Origin of the sequence: Desulfobacula sp. (assembly GCF_030611305.1) — a bacterium.
Classification (GTDB): Bacteria; Desulfobacterota; Desulfobacteria; order Desulfobacterales; family Desulfobacteraceae; genus Desulfobacula.
Window position 1 is genome coordinate 13166 of sequence record NZ_JAUWQB010000025.1, and the last position, 16377, is coordinate 29542.

Sequence of the window (16377 nt, forward strand, 5' to 3'; positions counted from 1 at the left end):
ATATAACAAGGAGAAAAATATGAAAAAGTTAATTTTATTCAGTATGTTAACAACTTTAATTATTGGTGTTATTTCGATTCCACTGGAAGCTATTGCAAAGGATGTTTATGAATTCACTATATCGGTTGAGACAGCGCCGGATAGAGAACGAAATCGAGGAATACAAATTTTTATCAATGAGTTGGAAGAAAAATCAAATGGGCGATTTAAGGCCAAATTCTTTCAGAGTGCCCAGCTTTATAAAGGAAAAGATATTCTTAAAGCACTTACTTTAGGAACCGTTGAAATGGGTGTGCCAGGTGTTTGGTGGTTAGATAAAATAAATCCAAATGCTGCACTTACTGCACTTCCCATGTTTTATGCACAACCGCCTGAAGTTACTGAGAAGCTTGTTGATGGCGAATTTGGTAAAGAGCTTGCCGACTCTATAGAAAAAAAGATGAATGTTGTTATTCCTGGAAAATGGTATGAATTAGGATATGTACATCTCCATACTACAAAAAAAGAGATAAAAACTCTAAATGATTTGAAGGACCTCAAAATTCGATATTTTGGTTCTCCTGCAAATTCGAGTAGATTGCAAGCCTTAGGTGCTAATCCTATACCTGTACCTTGGCCTGATATGTCAATGGCTCTGATGCGAGGTACAGTGGATGGATTAATAACTTCATATAGTGCCATGTATGGTGCAAAGTTAGTAGATGCTGGTATTAAATATTCTGTCATGGATCGTCAATACTTTTTACATTATGTACCGATGTGCTCAAAAAAGTTTTGGGATGCGTTACCGACTGATCTTCAAATTCTTTTTACCGAGGTCTGGAATAGGAGTGTTCCCAAGCAGCGAGCAATCGCAAGGGAATTGCAAAAAAAAGGTGAATTGGCCATTGAACAACTATTAAAGAAAAAAGGCGGAAAAATATTTCGTCCGTCTGACGAAACCCTTGCAAAATGGCGGGAACATATTATGCCGACACAAGCAAAATTGGTAAAAAAGTTAAATATAGATCCTAATCTCGTCGAAACCGCAAAGAAAATGCTTGGAATGTAAAAAAGGAGAACAACAGTCTTCAGGCAGGCCAATCTGTTTCTTAATACCTGCCTGAAGATTGTTGGGTTAATTAAAATGAAAATAATAATAAAGATTTGGAATCGTATTGAAAAAATAGTTTTTGGCGGTTTTTCCTGTTGTGCACTCCTGGTTATATTATACGCCGTTTTCATGCGTTACGTGATGGGTTCAGCACCAGAATGGTCAGAAGAAGTTGCAATTTATATGACTATTTGGTCTGTTTACTTGGCTTCAAGTACAATAGCTGAAAATAAAGAACATATCGGAGCCACTTTTATTTTTGATCTTTTCCCATCTACTTTACGCCGTTTGATAAAAATAGTAACCACTTTTTTGGGGATAATATTTTCCATAGCAATTACTTATTATGGTTTTGTTATCGTTCGGGCTGCAATAAATATGGGGGAAGTGTCTGAAACATCGTTGCGTTTTCCAATGTGGCTTGCTTATCTTGCAGTACCAGTCGGTTTCTCGTTATTGTCTTTAAGGTTTACAAAAGAACTTTGGCTTTTGTTGTTTCAATTTACACCAGATCTTCTGAAAGGAAGTCATGAAGATATTAGGCCATGTTTAAAAAAAGGGGATCGTGTGCGATGATAATATCTTTTATTATTATTTTTTCTTTACTTTTATGTTCAGGAATGCCAATTTTTCTGACTCTTGGTTTAACCTCAATCACTATGCTTATTTTTTTTTCTCATGTACCGGCTGTAATGGTACCTGAAGTAATGTATAATTCTTTGGGAGGCTTTACACTTCTTGCTATTCCATTTTTTACTGTAGCCGCTCAATTTATGACTCAAGGAGGTGTATCACGTCATCTTATAAATGCAATTAACTGTTATGTGGGCCATTGGCGTGGAGGGCTGGCAATAGCCTGTGTATTTACCTGTATGTTTTTTGCTGCGATTTGTGGTTCATCTGTTGCTACAGCTTTATCTATAGGAATTATTGTAGTACCGGCTATGGCACAAAGAGGATATAGTTTGTCTTTTGCAACAGGTGTAGTTGCTTCATCCGGTACAATGGGAATCATGATTCCGCCGAGTATTTCATTAATACTTTTCGGGATTATAACAGAACAATCGATTCCGAGACTTTTTCTCGGCGGTGTATTGCCTGGGATACTAGAAGGAGGCCTTTATATAGCTTGGATTTGTTATTATGCAAGACGTAAAAACTATGGCGGTTCTAAAAAGGTTTCTTTTAAAAAAGCAACAAGTACTACGTTAAAAGCACTACCAGCTTTATCGCTTCCGATTATTGTTTTAGGTGGGATTTATTCTGGAATAGTAACAGTAACTGAAGCGGCAGCTTTAGCAGCCGGAGCAGCGATAATCGTTGCGCTGTTCATTTATCGTGAAGTCAAATTTAATAATATTCTTAATGTCTTTGCGGACGGGATGAAATCGGCAGGTATGATAATGATTATTATCGCTTCCGCAAGCGTTTTCGGTCACTGGATTACACATGCAGGAATCCCTGCACAACTTGTAACAAATGTTAAATCATTGAACCTGCAACCCTGGATGTTTCTCTTGTTTTGTAATTTTCTATTTTTGTTTCTGGGAATGTTTCTTGAGGTTGTATCGATAATGCTAATAACACTTCCAATTCTTTTGCCAACAATTATTGAACTTGGAATTGATCCGATTCACTTTGGGGTAATGATGGTTGTCAATATGGAAGTGGCGCTAATAACTCCCCCTGTAGGATTAAACCTTTTTGTCCTTTCGGGAGTAGCTAATGTGCCGTTGAAAGAGGTCGTACGTGGGGCATTCCCTTTCATGTTGCTTGGTCTTCTCGAAATTGCATTGGTAACATATATACCAGAGATAGTAACATTTTTACCAAATTTGTTAATGGGTCCGGGTTAAAAGAATGAACATATCTGAAGAAATAGCTAAAACCATTCAACGTATTCACTTTGATGATATTCCACAAAAAACTATTGAAAAGGCTAAGGTAGCAATTTTAGATTGGTTAGGTGTTACCTTTTGCGGTGCAAAAGATTCATCCTCAATTATTCTAGTTGACGCAATAAAAAAATTTTCTGGGCCTAAACAAGCAATGGTTATAGGCCAAAATTTTTACACCGATATTATTAATGCTTCTCTACTAAACGGATACTTTTCTCATGTTTTGGATTATGATGATATCCACCTTGGTTTGATAGGGCATCCTAGTGCTCCTGTATTACCGGCTTTGTTTGCACTCGGAGAATGGAGACATCTCAGTGGGAAAGACTTAATGTGTTCTTATATTATTGGCGTAGAAGTTGAGTGTATGCTCGCTGAAGCGATAAACCCGGAACATTATGAACAGGGATGGCATTCAACGGCAACGCTTGGTCATTTGGGTGCAGCTGCGGGCTCGGGAAAGCTTATGGGGCTGGGGGAAAAACATTTTATTAATGCGTTAGGCATAGCAGGAACAACGGCAGCTGGCCTTAGAGAAGTATTCGGATCAATGTCAAAGCCATTCCAAATCGGAAAGGCTGCTTCGGACGGATTAATGGGCGCTATTTTAGCAGAACAAGGGATTACTAGTGCAAAAGACATACTCGGAGGAAAAAAAGGTATTATTTCAGTTATGGGAAAAGAATGTAATACCAATGAGATTTTTCATAATTTTGGACGGAGTTGGCAGATTGATAACATAATTTTTAAAAAACATGCCTCGTGTTATAGAACACATGCTGTAATTGAATGCGCTTTATCATTAAAAGAAAAGTTGAATCTATTGCAAAAAAATATTGAATCTATTGAATCTATTGTGTGTAAGATACCACCATTGGCATGGGATATGGCGAAAATTTTAATTCCGAAGAATAAATTAGAAGGTAAATTTAGCCAGCCATTTTGTTTGGCTGTTTCTCTTTTAGAAGGACATGCAACTGAAAGAGTTTTTACTCATAAAAAAATAAAAAATAATTTAATTATTGAAATAATGGAAAAAACTTCCGTTCAAGTTAAAAAATATTTAAAGAGTACAGAAGCAATAGTTGAAATTAAACTAGATGATGGGAAGATTTTTAATAAGCAAATAGATACTGAAGCATTAACAAAAGGTTCAGAGGAAATTATATCTGAGGTAATAGAAAAATTTAAAAATTCGATAACATGTTCAAAAAAAGGCTGCAATGTAGAAATGCTTATTAAATCGGTTCTGAATTTAGAAAAAACAAAAGATCTTAAAGAAATAATTCATCAATTAGCTTTTTAAGTTTGTTCATAAAATTAGAGGAGATTACGTTAATGAAAAAAAGTTTAAAAATTGATAACATATCTATTAATTCAGGACAAAAAAAAGCCGAATGGTTGGAGGTTGCACAAGATTTTTCAGGGGCAATAAAAATACCGCTTTTAGCAATTAATGGAATGCAAAGCGGAAGAACATTTTATGTTGTATCAGGATTATACGGCGATGAATATAACGGTATGGAGGCAATATATAAAATATATGAAGAATTGAACCCTCAACTTTTAAAGGGGTGTTTTATTGGAATACCCATACTAAATACACCAGCATTTGATCTTATCAAACGAAACGGTCCTGATGAGTTGATTTTGAATAGAACGGGAAGTGGAAATGCTAACGGTTTTTTGACTGAAAAAATTACAAGATATTTTATGGATCATATTGTAACCAAATCAGATTTTGGGATTGAAATACTTGAAATCGGTATGTGTTATAAAATTACGCCATTTGTTTCTTTAGTTAAAAGCTCAAATGGATCTTATAATTTAGATTATGCTAAAGCTTTTGGGAATGATTTGCTTTGGGCAGGGAGTGCTTCATCTTCTGTTTTAAGAAATGCTGTGTCAAAAACCGGCGTTGATGTGTTCATGAAACACGGTGGTGGCAATGGTGAGGTGGATCAAGAACATGTCACTTTTGAGATAGATGGGATTAAGAATGTTTTGAAACATATAATGATATTGGAAGAGAAGCCAAAAAGATTTAAATCGAAGTATAAAATATTCGATGGCTTTTGGATGCATGGGAAAAATGGTGGAATATTTCGCTCAAGCTTAAATCTACGGCAAAATGTAAAAAAAGGTGAAATATTGGCAACTATTCATAATCTTTTAAACAAAGAAATAGAAGTAATAAAATCTCCTTATGATGGTATAGTTATAGGCTTTAGGACAGTACCTCGAATACGCCCTGGTGACTGGACAGTTTGGGTAGGGCGAATACAATAAATATTTAGGGCTAAAAAGTAGTCCATCGGCATTAATCGAGGGGTAATTGGTTGTTTTTTACTCCTCCGAAAGTTGAGTATTTTATATAAATACTTTAAATTTTGGATAATATCATTATGATAATGCAAGACAACTCGGCTAAAACCTCATAAACCTTTACATTTTTTTTATGATATTTTGTAAATTATTCCGGGACTACCCATGCCAACTAAAAATAGCCAAGCCTCCCCAACTTATAATGTAGCAAAATGGGCTGCGAAGCTTGAATATGATGATCTACCTCAAAAAGTTGTACAAGTTGCAAAATATTGCTTTTTGGATACCATTGGAGTGGCTTTGGCCGGGTTGCAGGCTCAATCCGTCTTAAAGGTAAAAGGATATGCTAATGACAACTCAAGCCATGGCACTAGTTCGATCTGGGGATCGGCGATTAAAACAACGGCTGAGCTATCTGCTTTAACCAATGGTACTGCCTGTCATGCGCTGGACTATGATGAAACCAATTACTCTTCCATTGGGCACCCAGCCGCAATAATTGTGCCCGCTTTATTAGCTCTATCCGAGGAACATCAATGCCAGGGTCGGGACCTGATCACAGCTTTTGTGGCTGGCTATGAGGTAATGGGTAAATTGGGCGCAACAGTCAACCCTAGTACCTACCATAAAGGCTGGTGGACCACGAGTCTGCTGGGCTTAACCGGTGCAGTGGTTGCCTGTTCACGACTATTGCGGATTGATATAGAAGAGATGGTCATGGCCATAGGTCTGGGCGTTTCCTTTGCCAGCGGGCTCAGGAGTAATTTCGGCACGATGGCCAAGCCTTTCGGGGTGGGCAAAACCGCAATGGATGGTGTGATGTTTTCCAAATTGGCAAAGATCGGATTGACGACAGCCACTGATCATTTGGATGCTGACAGTCTTTTCCTGTCTTTGATCAGTGATCATGCTTCCCTGAATGCATTGGACGATCTTGGCAAACCCTATGAATTGACGAACCCGGGGGTGGCCTTCAAGCTCTATCCCTCATGTTCAGCAACTCATGCTGCTGTGGATGCCATTTTATCCTTAGTAAAGGAATATGGATTTGTTGCAGATGATGTGACCTCCATAATTTGTGAAATAACACCTTTGGTTAATACCAGTCTGATCTACACAAATCCAGCTAATACCGAGCATGCCCGATTTAGCCTGGAAGCTTGCGTGGCCATGGCATTATGCAAAGGGGAGCTGGACAACTCTTTTTTCACTGGACAAAACATAACTGATTCCAAGCTTAGGACTGTCATGGGGCGTGTCCACCGACGTGTGCGAAATGATTTTAGTTCTGGCCAAAACGCCGGAAGCTCGCCGCCCAATGAAGCAACCAGGCTGATTGTAAGTTTAAACGATAATCAAACGTTTGATAAAACAGTTTTATTTGCAAAAGGCAACAATGACAACCCGCTTAGTGGTAGTGAACTGGAAAATAAATTTAACACTGTGACTCAAGATTGTATCCCATGTGGAAAAGCCGCCATTTTTAGCCGCATGGTGTTGGACCTTGAATCCCTCCAAGACACCCGCGACCTGACCGATTGTTTGTGCTGCTAAAATAGCAACGGCCGTGTCAAGCTATACTCAAACGTTCATCTTCGGCGGTCAATACCGAAACCCGGAGGAATTATCCGACAGTTGATTCTCATTACGCTAACCAATAATCATTATAGCCATCAAAAGCTTAGCCGTGGGTGGACAAATTGGATAGTGTAAAGTATTATGCAGTGCAGTTTCACTTGATGTCCTTAACTGGAGGGTAACGTAGAAATGGAAAAAGGACCGGCTAAAAAACCTGATAATAAGCGTGGTGCCGTCGCACAAAAGGTTATGAAGCGCATTCATGCAAAGATGAATGATTTCACCAGACGTCAGAGATTTCTGGCTGAATACATGATCAAGTTTCCGGAAAAGATAGGCTATCTATCAATTGCTAAACTGGCTGAAGCTTCCGGGGTGTCTGTTGCCACTATCGTCAGGTTTTGCAATACACTTGGATACAAAGGGTATATAGAACTTGGGCGTGAGGTGCAAAAGAGTATCCAATTTGAGATGTCCACCATAATGCGCTTTGGTATCGGACGCGAATCTGTTAAAAATGCTCATCAAGACTCGACATTTGAGCGTATTATAAATATTGAAATGGACAGCATAGAACAAATGTCCAATTCCGTGAAACGCGACGATGTGGATACTTGCATCTCTATGATGTCTGCTGCAAAAAATATGACCATTATAGGCAATATGGGCTCTGCCTCTCTTGCCAGTTACTTTGGTTATGCGGCAAGCAAGGTTTTTAGGTCGGTGAATGTTATAAACCAAGTTTGTGCAGATTCGCCGCACTTAATAAACGATTTAAACCGGGATTCACTGGTTTTTCTGATTGCCTACCCCAGATATCCTGAATCAACATTAGGATTTGGCCGTCTTTGTAAAGAAAAGGGCTGTAAAATTATTTCTATTACCAACACAAACAATTCACCGGTAATACACTTATCGGATCTGGTATTTCATATTCCGATCAGCATGACGTCAATTGTGGACTCATTCGCCGCTCCGATTACCTTTATTCATGCCCTAATTGCCGAATACAGTATTAGATTTCCCAAGAAAACCAAAGATTACTTAAACTCATTCGAGCAGTATACAAAGAGCATGATGATATGGCATAAACCTGGATAACCGCACTTCCGCATTCTACCATGGGATTTAATTTTATCACTTGCGCTTATTTGATACAAAAAAAGTTGTAAGTTGATTTATTCAAAAAAATGATTTTTTTAGAGGGAAAGAGACCTATCCGAAACCGTTGGTTGTGGATATTTATGAACGATGAAACCCTTTATTTACAGGCGTTAACTTGATTTGGAAGTGCCCATGCCTGCCTGGAATCCGTCAGCGACAATATGTATTCATAGGGCTCGGGCCAGATAAATTTTAGGCAACCCCACATATGGTATGTGATGTTTTTTCAGCTTTGAAATTTCAATTCAAATATATGAACCGCAGACATCATCTCCGGTCATTCTTCCAGAGTGGTTTATATATATATATACAACACAGCAACATTTACCTTTTCTAAAAAAGATCGGCCACATCGTACAAATTTCAGATTTAAGCCCCTTTTTAAGCCATTCTATCGTGGTCACTTTCAGGATAAACAAAGAAAATGAATCAGGAGCATAAATACTTTGAAACCTGCTGTTTTGATTGATTGAGCGAAAGATACAGGCTTCGTTTGGACGGTCATCCTTTGTATGAAACCATGACAGACACATATGATGTGATGATAGATGGATTTTTTTGGACTGGTCTTTAAAAAATAAGGGTTGATGAAGGTGGAAGGGTTTAATATTTTTTAGTTTCTTGAAATGCCCAATAACAGCATTATATTCGATATCAAATTCAAATTTGAAATCAGTTTTTTTCAGGAAAGGTTAATCCAATGAAAAATATAGAAGTGAATGGCCTTGAAGAGATACACAATCGCAATCTGGATATTTCCAGTTATATTGTCGATGATGAGCACATATTAATCACAGGAGAATTCAAAGAAAAAAATCTTATTACGGTTTATGAAAGATCTGGTGAACCCATAGAACCAAATATATTTCACCATATGCAAATTCAACTACTTGTTAAAAATGCTGAATTGAAAATTGTGGATACTCATACAAAAATCCCAGGAGCTCCTCACGATGATCTTTGCAGAAAAATGGAAAATAGTCTTGATAAAATAAAGGGACTCAATATTGCACCAGGATTTACGTCCAAAGTTAAAAAGATTGCAGGCGGTATAAAAGGATGTGTTCATTTGACAACTTTGCTTTTATCTATGGCATCAGCAGCACTTCAAGGACACTGGATATTCGAAGCACGTAAAGAACATAGAAGTGAAAATTCTGAGTTGGATATTGAAAAGTATTTAGTTGACACTTGTTGGGCGTGGCGAAAGGATGGACCCTTAGCTAAAAATCTTAAAATAAAAAATAATAGCTGAATATTTGACCCGAAGTGTTAAATCTGTTTTATCGACGAAACAGCAAATGTAATTTAAGGTTTAATAAATTTTAGCTATCAAGGAGACAATCCATGGGCCTGCTCAATCTATTGCTTAAAGATCCGCTTACATTCATCCTCATCGCCATACCGCTATTGTATGCCATTATTTTTCATGAGTTGGCGCATGGCTGGGTAGCCTATCGCATGGGCGATCCGACAGCCAAGTTGCTCGGCCGTCTAAGCCTCAATCCGCTCAAACACCTCGACCCTATGGGTACTATCATGCTCTTTGTTTTCGGCTTTGGCTGGGCAAAGCCGGTGCCGGTTAATTTCAACCAGCTGCGTAACCGGCGAAAGGGGATGATACTGGTCTCTTCCGCAGGGATCATCGCGAACATGCTATTGGCGTTTGGTGCTCTTTTTTTGGATCAATTGCTGTCCCCTTCGCCGTCAAGTGTGCTGGCACAACTTCTCTATTATTTTGCAAAGATCAACATCATTCTGGCCGCTTTTAATTTGATACCACTGCCGCCTCTCGATGGGTCTAAAATTCTTATGGGCTTCGCATCCCCAAGCATTCAAAACTACCTTTTCCGTCTTGAGCGGTATGGGTTTTTTATTGTTATCGGGCTGCTTTACTTAGGTGTTCTGAATCCTGTAATTCACTTTTTCCAATTGATGATTCTATCGCTTATCAAACTGTTGTTGCCCTAATTGTCAACCACCGTCCTGGAAAGAAAGAATAGTTACGCCGCTGCCAGCATATCTGAAATTTTTCAAATCCACTTGCGATAACCCTGCTATTTTCCGGCGTAAGGCTTTTATTTGCCAATCCTTTATGATAAACCCTATCCATATTATAGCTATGACAAATAAGAATATATTAAAAAAAGTGGGAGTTGCATCCTTTATCATGATGGCATCTGTATTTGCCAGTCGTGTAATCGGTGTTTTCCGTGAAATGGCAATTGCAAATTTCGGCGGCATAAAAGCCGGGGTTGATGCCTATCAGATTGCGTTTATCCTTCCTGAAATCCTTAACCATATTGTTGCAAGCGGTTTTCTGTCTATCACTTTTATTCCAATATTTGCCCACTATCTTTCCTTAAACAGGGAAGATGACGGATACAAAGTGTTTTCTATAATCATGAATGGTTTTGGACTTCTTCTTTTGTGTTTTATTCTGATCACGATGATATGGGCACCAAAATTTGTCCATATTTTTGCCCCCGGCATTCAAGACCCCGATACTTTTGCCCTTGCCGTAAAAATGACCCGAATTATCATTCCTGCCCAGTTTTTCTTTTTCAGCGGCGGACTGCTTATGGCTATTCAATTTGCAAAAGAAAAATTTTTCATCCCTGCCCTTGCTCCTTTGATATACAATTTAACCATTATTCTGGGCGGACTTGTTCTCGGTCCTTTCATGGGTATGGAAGGATTTGCCTGGGGTGTTCTTGCAGGGGCATTCCTGGGGAATTTTGCAGTCCAGATTATCGGTGCTAAAAAACTGGGAGCCCGGTATTACCCTATACTGAGCTTTACCCATCCTGATCTGATAAAATATATTACGCTCACGCTTCCTTTGATGATAGGTCTTACCATGACATTTTCAACGGAAATTCTCTTAAAATTTTTCGGGTCTTATTTAAATGAAGGCAGTATTGCTGCCATGAATTATGCCCTCAGGGTGATGTTTGTTCTTGTGGGACTTTTCGGGCAGGCCATTGGTATTGCATCATACCCCTTCATGGCAAAACTTGCCCAGAGAGGCGACATTTTTGAGCTAAACCGCCTGTTAAACAAAACATTGAAATTTATTTTTCTTGTCATTCCCTTTTCTGTTCTTTTTATTGTTTTAAGCCATGAAATCGTGACGATTCTTTTTCAAAGAGGACAATTTGATGCCCAGGCGACCTTGATAACTGCAGGAATTCTGCCGTTTTTCATGGTGGGCGCCTTTGCATTTTCAGCTCAAAATATGGTGTCAAGGGGATACTATGCCATCCAAAATACACTTTTCCCCGCTATTTTTACAAGTCTCTGTGTTGCAGTCACCCTTCCCTTAATTTTCCTGTTCATGAAAACAATGGGGGCCAAAGGAGTAGCGTTAGGCTTATCGCTGTCTGTTATCATTCAGGCGTTTGTCCTGTTTGAATGCTGGAACAGAAAAAGTTTAAATACTGAAAAAAAAGAAGTCTATCTATTTTTCCTTAAAATGATCCCGATCAGCTTAATCATTGGATCTATTCTTTTTATCACCGCTTTTGGCTTGCGGAATCTCATTGATCATTCCACACCTTTGGGTTCTTTTACGATTGCCTGTCTTGTCGGGATTGAATTTTTGTCTTTATTTTTTGTAACAGGATTTATGTTTAAAATTCAGGAAATCCTTATTCTCTATGAAAACATTCATAACCTGAAGGTCACATGCAAAAGGCTTTTTCCATGGACACAAAATCACAAATAGTCGCCCAAAAAATTAAAGGATCAAAACACCTTGTTGTCTTTACCGGCGCTGGTATCTCAACGGAAAGCGGGATACCAGATTACAGGAGTCAGGGAGGCATATGGGATAAATTTAAGCCCGTATACTTTGATGAGTTCATGTCTTCCGAAGAATCAAGGATCAGATATTGGGAACAGCGGCTTGACATGGAAAAAAGCCTGTCTGCATCCAAACCCAACGCGGGCCATAAAAGCCTTGCAAAATTGCATGAACTCGGAATTTTAAAAACGCTTATCACCCAGAATATTGATGGATTACATGAAGCATCTGGGATTCCAAAAGAAAAAATTATCGAACTTCATGGCAATACCCGGCGAGTCAGATGCATGAGCTGTAAAAAGCTTATATCCTGGGAAAAGGCCCAGGCCATGATAGATGCTGGAGACAAAGCGCCTGTTTGTTCGTGTTCCGGATATTTTAAGCCGGATACAATTTCTTTTGGCCAGGCCATGCCGGTTGAGGAAACCCAAAGAGCTGCCACGCTGTCATCAAAAAGTGATGTCTTTATTGTAGTGGGGTCCACACTTCTGGTGCAACCGGCAGCTTTGATGCCTGAATATGCGAAAAATGCAGGCGCCTTTCTTGTCATCATCAACCTTTCTGAAACACCCTACGATAAAGTGTGTGATGTTCTTATCAGAGAAAAGGCAGGAGATGTCCTGAAAAAGATTATGGGGCAGGTTATCCATATCTCATAAGTTAACCGGAATTCTGGCCTGATTGCCGGCCTTGTTTTTAAAAACCAGGAACTGGTTTTCTTTTCCATACAGATATAAATCGCGGGTGACTTTCACATCCTGTTTGCAATACTCAATTATCTTATCAATCTTGCCTTGCTCCCACCATTTGAGAGCCATCAGACCATCGGCACTCTTGCCGCACCCAAGGGTTTGCCCTGCCAAATGGTCAAGAGAAAGCCGGTACCCTAATCTTTCATGAACTTTTAACAGGATGTCCAGGGTGGGAAGCGAAAAAAAATCAAAATCTGACAGGCCTGATAAAACTTTATAGTCAAACCGAATAATATTAAAGCCAATTACCAGGTCTAATTTTTGAAGATCTTCACAAAGCGATTCAATATCTTTCTGGAGATATTCCTGGTAAACAGCGGTTTTTGAATCATAGAGTATGGCACAGCTGACCCCCATTTTTTCAGCCTTGTTCCACCCGCCAACCTCTTTGGCAGATCTTCTGGTTTCTATATCCAGGACGCCATATCGTAAATTATCTTTATGAATTATTTTTGAATCAAAATCTGATGTTTCTTCAGATATAGATTCAAAGTCTGGTTCATTGATTTTATAAAATGTTTCTTTTTCTTCGCCGGATAAAATCATCTCAAGAATCTTTAAAGATGACAGCTTATCAATGGGCCGGTTTCCAGACCCGCATTTGGGAGAATGCACACAGGCAGGGCAGCCTGTTTCACACTTACAAGATCGTATGGCATTAAAAGTTCTTTCAAGAAACTCTTGTGAATGTTTAAATGCTTGTTCAGACAATCCTAACCCTCCTGGAACACCGTCATATATGAACACGGCCGCTTTCTTTGTCTGGGAATGAAATGGAATGGAGATTCCTCCAAGATCATTTCTATCCGTCATCACGAGCAGCGGCATGATCCCTATGGCGGCATGCTCCAATGCATGAATCCCGCCCATAAAATGCATTCGGTCAGACTCAATTTTATCCCTGACATAATCGGGGATTTCGATCCAGAGACCCTGGGTCTCAAATTCAAGCTTTGGCAAATCCAATGGTACGATACCTATGGATTTCTGATTAGACACAAGCCTTTGGTCGTACCCTGTCACCTGTTCGGTAATTCTTAATTTTCCAAACCCTACCCTTGTGCCTTTGACCCTGCAGGAATCAATCTGTTTAATAATCTTTGTAGATTTTGAAGACCGTGCCTTTGTAAAATAATGCACATCTTTTTCTCTTTGCTTCAACACTCCCCTTTTCATGGTCAAACCGGGTGATGATATAAGATTCTCCCCTGTGCAGGTAGATGGCTCCTTCATGGGTTTCAAAATAGGATCTGTGCTTATCAATCTCGCCAAGGCTTTGTTTAGTCTTTTCAAGAAAAATGGGAAGGCTTTTTCCGGTTCCTCTCAGATTAACATTCCTGTGGGGTGATTTCCGGGCAGCATACCACATGTCTCCCCCACGACTTCTTAAAACCCTGCCGGAATATTCCAGTTCTGATATGGCTTTTTGAACTGTCTTGTCACTTAAGAACGGTTCAACCCGGTTAAGGCTCAACTCTGCTGCTGCACATTCCAGGTGCTGTTTTAAGATGGCCATATTCCGGGGATTGATAATTGCCTTTTCAGGCGGCATATTAAAAAAAACATCCGGATGGTTGATAAAATATTGATCCAACGCATCTTCATGGGCTATGAGTATCAATGCCGAATCCTTGCCATCCCTGCCGACGCGGCCGGCTCTCTGCCAGGTTGACATGATGGTCCCGGGATATCCTACCAATATACACAGGTCGAGGTTTCCGATATCAATCCCCAGTTCCAGGGCACTGGTGGACACCACAGCCAGAAGCTCTCCTGTGGCAAGTTTTCTTTCAATGGACCGTCTTTCCTCGGGTAAAAACCCTGCCCGATAGGCACTGATCCTGTCTGCAAAAGAGGCGGCTCTCTGGGATGCCCAGATTGCAATCAATTCCGTAATTTTCCTGGATTGTGTATAACAAATCGTCCTCAAATTCCTGTGAACAGCCGAATGAATCAAGGCAATCGCTGTCTGAGCAGCCCCTTCAAGTCCTCTCATCAAAATAACATCTTTTTTCCCTGCAGGAGAACTTGATTCATCCACGACACTGACATCAAGACCCGTTAACTTTTGAGCCAGAGATGCCGGATTTGCAATGGTGGCTGAACAGAAAATAAACACCGGGCTGGACCCGTAAAGGCGGCAGATCCTTTGAAGTCTTCTGAACACCCATGCCATGTTGGAGCCCATGACACCCCGATAGGTATGGACTTCATCAATGACAATATATTTTAAGTGTTTGAAAAAATCTTCCCACAAATGGTGGTGGGCCAGCATGGCCAAATGGAGCATTTCCGGGTTTGACAGCAGAATATGAGGCAATGCCTTTCTGATTTTTGATTTTTGATAGGAAGAGATGTCCCCGTCATATACGGCAGCCTTTAATTTCGGGGTGGCTATATTTTCTATCCCTACAGCAGTCAGTAAGCCTTGAACCGTTTCCAGCTGATCGCGTGCCAGAGCTTTTAAAGGAAACAGATAAAGGGCATGGGATTGCGGATCTTCAATAAGTTTGTCTATCACGGGGAGGTTATATATAAGACTTTTACCACTGGCCGTAGGTGTGGCAATAACAGTGTGAATGCCATTACAAATCATTTCTATGGCTTTTTTCTGGTGCCTGTAAAGCCTTTTGATACCCAGAAATTTTAATAAGTGTGACAGATTGTTTTTAAGTTCAGGATCACTAGAAGCAAAAATCGCCTCTCTGGACGGAAGGGTTCTGTGGCAGACAATATCCCCTGCAAATCCTTTATAATTTTTCAGGGATTGAATATATTCATCCAGACTCACAAAATACTCTTTCCTAATGCGGAGAGTGTCAATTCCACTGCCAGTTCTGCTGTTTTATTGGCAATATCCAGAATCGGATTAATCTCAACCAGATCCATTGAGGTAATTTTACCCGAATCTGCAAGAATCTCCATTAATAGATGGGCTTCCCGATAGGAAATTCCTCCCGGAACCGGTGTTCCCACTCCGGGTGCTTCAACAGGATCAAGCGCATCCATGTCTACAGTCAGATGGATTCTTTTTAAATGAACCAATTTCATCAGGGCTTTATTGGCAACAGAACTGATACCCTGCTCATCAATATCCCGCATGGTAAATACGGTAATACCTGATTTTTTAAATCTTTCTTTCTCGCTTGCATCCAGGTCTCTTTGACCGATCATCACCACATTGTCAGGATGAATTTTTGCACCGGGCCGGCCCACATTGACCAGGGAGTCGTGGCCTTCCCCGATAAGTGCAGCCAGCGGCATCCCGTGGATATTTCCGGAAGGTGAGGTGGCAGGTGTATTAAAATCCCCGTGGGCATCAATCCATATAAGTCCTGTAGGGTCATCGTTTGTGACTGCAGCAACCGTTCCCACTGCAATGGAGTGATCTCCACCGATAAATAAGGGAAGGCGTCCTTTTTTAACAACCTCTTTACCCGCTTTATATATGGACTCACAAATCAGGGTAATTTCTTTTAAATATTTATCTTCATCAATACCCTCATTATTCTTGCCGATACTGGCATCGAAATCCCGGATGGGGATACGGATATCCCCTGTATCAACAACTTCATGTCCCAAAGACCTGAGTCTTGGAATCAATCCTGTATACCTGACGGCCGCAGGTCCCATGTCAACCCCGCGAAGCAGCTGTCCGAAATCCATAGGAACCCCGATAATACTGATTTTTTTTGGCATTGAAATTGCTCCTTAAAGATTATTTCCCAGCTTGACAGCTCATATAACATAGAGTATGAAAAC

The 16377-nt window shown here is 40.0% G+C and carries 14 protein-coding genes; 11 read left to right on the plus strand and 3 right to left on the minus strand.

Translation table 11 applies throughout. The features are described 5' to 3' along the window. The first annotated feature begins 19 nt into the window (after positions 1 to 19). From dctP to QAI40_RS06930, 11 genes are all read left to right on the plus strand, one after another. Complete coding sequence (gene dctP, locus QAI40_RS06880; protein WP_299980827.1) at positions 20 to 1051, plus strand: TRAP transporter substrate-binding protein DctP; 1032 nt, start codon at positions 20 to 22, stop codon at positions 1049 to 1051. A gap of 75 nt (positions 1052 to 1126) precedes the next feature. After that, entirely contained in the window at positions 1127 to 1669 is a 543-nt protein-coding gene (locus tag QAI40_RS06885) for a TRAP transporter small permease (protein ID WP_299980829.1), read from the plus strand. Beyond that, on the plus strand, positions 1666 to 2949 hold the full coding sequence (locus QAI40_RS06890) for a TRAP transporter large permease (RefSeq protein WP_299980831.1): 1284 nt from the start codon (positions 1666 to 1668) through the stop codon (positions 2947 to 2949). Before QAI40_RS06885 ends, QAI40_RS06890 begins: the two co-directional genes overlap by 4 nt. A gap of 4 nt (positions 2950 to 2953) precedes the next feature. Next, the gene (locus QAI40_RS06895; RefSeq protein WP_299980833.1) at positions 2954 to 4297 is read left to right on the plus strand and encodes an MmgE/PrpD family protein; all 1344 of its coding nucleotides are present in this window, start codon (positions 2954 to 2956) and stop codon (positions 4295 to 4297) included. Positions 4298 to 4329: 32 nt separating this feature from the next. Beyond that, complete coding sequence (locus QAI40_RS06900; RefSeq protein ID WP_299980835.1) at positions 4330 to 5280, plus strand: succinylglutamate desuccinylase/aspartoacylase family protein; 951 nt, start codon at positions 4330 to 4332, stop codon at positions 5278 to 5280. Between the two features lie 201 nt (positions 5281 to 5481). Next, the gene (locus QAI40_RS06905) at positions 5482 to 6870 is read left to right on the plus strand and encodes an MmgE/PrpD family protein (RefSeq protein WP_299980837.1); all 1389 of its coding nucleotides are present in this window, start codon (positions 5482 to 5484) and stop codon (positions 6868 to 6870) included. Positions 6871 to 7083: 213 nt separating this feature from the next. After that, on the plus strand, positions 7084 to 7995 hold the full coding sequence (locus tag QAI40_RS06910; RefSeq protein ID WP_299980839.1) for a MurR/RpiR family transcriptional regulator: 912 nt from the start codon (positions 7084 to 7086) through the stop codon (positions 7993 to 7995). Between the two features lie 763 nt (positions 7996 to 8758). Continuing rightward, a complete protein-coding gene (locus tag QAI40_RS06915; protein ID WP_299980842.1) occupies positions 8759 to 9313 on the plus strand; it encodes a DUF2889 domain-containing protein in 555 nt (184 codons plus the stop codon). A 92-nt stretch (positions 9314 to 9405) separates the two neighbouring features. Then, positions 9406 to 10029 carry a site-2 protease family protein gene (locus tag QAI40_RS06920; protein WP_299980844.1) on the plus strand — a complete coding sequence of 208 codons (624 nt, stop codon included), beginning with the start codon at positions 9406 to 9408 and terminating at the stop codon, positions 10027 to 10029. Positions 10030 to 10180: 151 nt separating this feature from the next. Beyond that, complete coding sequence (gene murJ / locus QAI40_RS06925) at positions 10181 to 11785, plus strand: murein biosynthesis integral membrane protein MurJ (RefSeq protein ID WP_304511523.1); 1605 nt, start codon at positions 10181 to 10183, stop codon at positions 11783 to 11785. Further along, positions 11764 to 12522, plus strand: a complete 759-nt coding sequence (locus tag QAI40_RS06930; RefSeq protein ID WP_299980848.1) for an SIR2 family NAD-dependent protein deacylase — start codon at positions 11764 to 11766, stop codon at positions 12520 to 12522. The genes murJ and QAI40_RS06930 overlap by 22 nt, the downstream gene beginning before the upstream one ends. Here QAI40_RS06930 and QAI40_RS06935 read toward each other — a convergent pair. The 3 genes from QAI40_RS06935 to rocF are packed head-to-tail and all read right to left on the minus strand — an operon-like array spanning position 12517 to position 16314. Continuing rightward, positions 12517 to 13776, minus strand: coding sequence for a Zn-binding domain-containing protein (locus tag QAI40_RS06935; protein ID WP_304511524.1), 1260 nt, complete (start codon positions 13774 to 13776; stop codon positions 12517 to 12519). The genes QAI40_RS06930 and QAI40_RS06935 overlap by 6 nt on opposite strands. After that, positions 13706 to 15406, minus strand: a complete 1701-nt coding sequence (locus tag QAI40_RS06940; RefSeq protein WP_299980852.1) for a DEAD/DEAH box helicase — start codon at positions 15404 to 15406, stop codon at positions 13706 to 13708. The genes QAI40_RS06935 and QAI40_RS06940 overlap by 71 nt, the downstream gene beginning before the upstream one ends. Next, a complete protein-coding gene (rocF, locus tag QAI40_RS06945) occupies positions 15403 to 16314 on the minus strand; it encodes an arginase (RefSeq protein ID WP_299980853.1) in 912 nt (303 codons plus the stop codon). Before rocF ends, QAI40_RS06940 begins: the two co-directional genes overlap by 4 nt. Positions 16315 to 16377 lie beyond the last annotated feature (63 nt).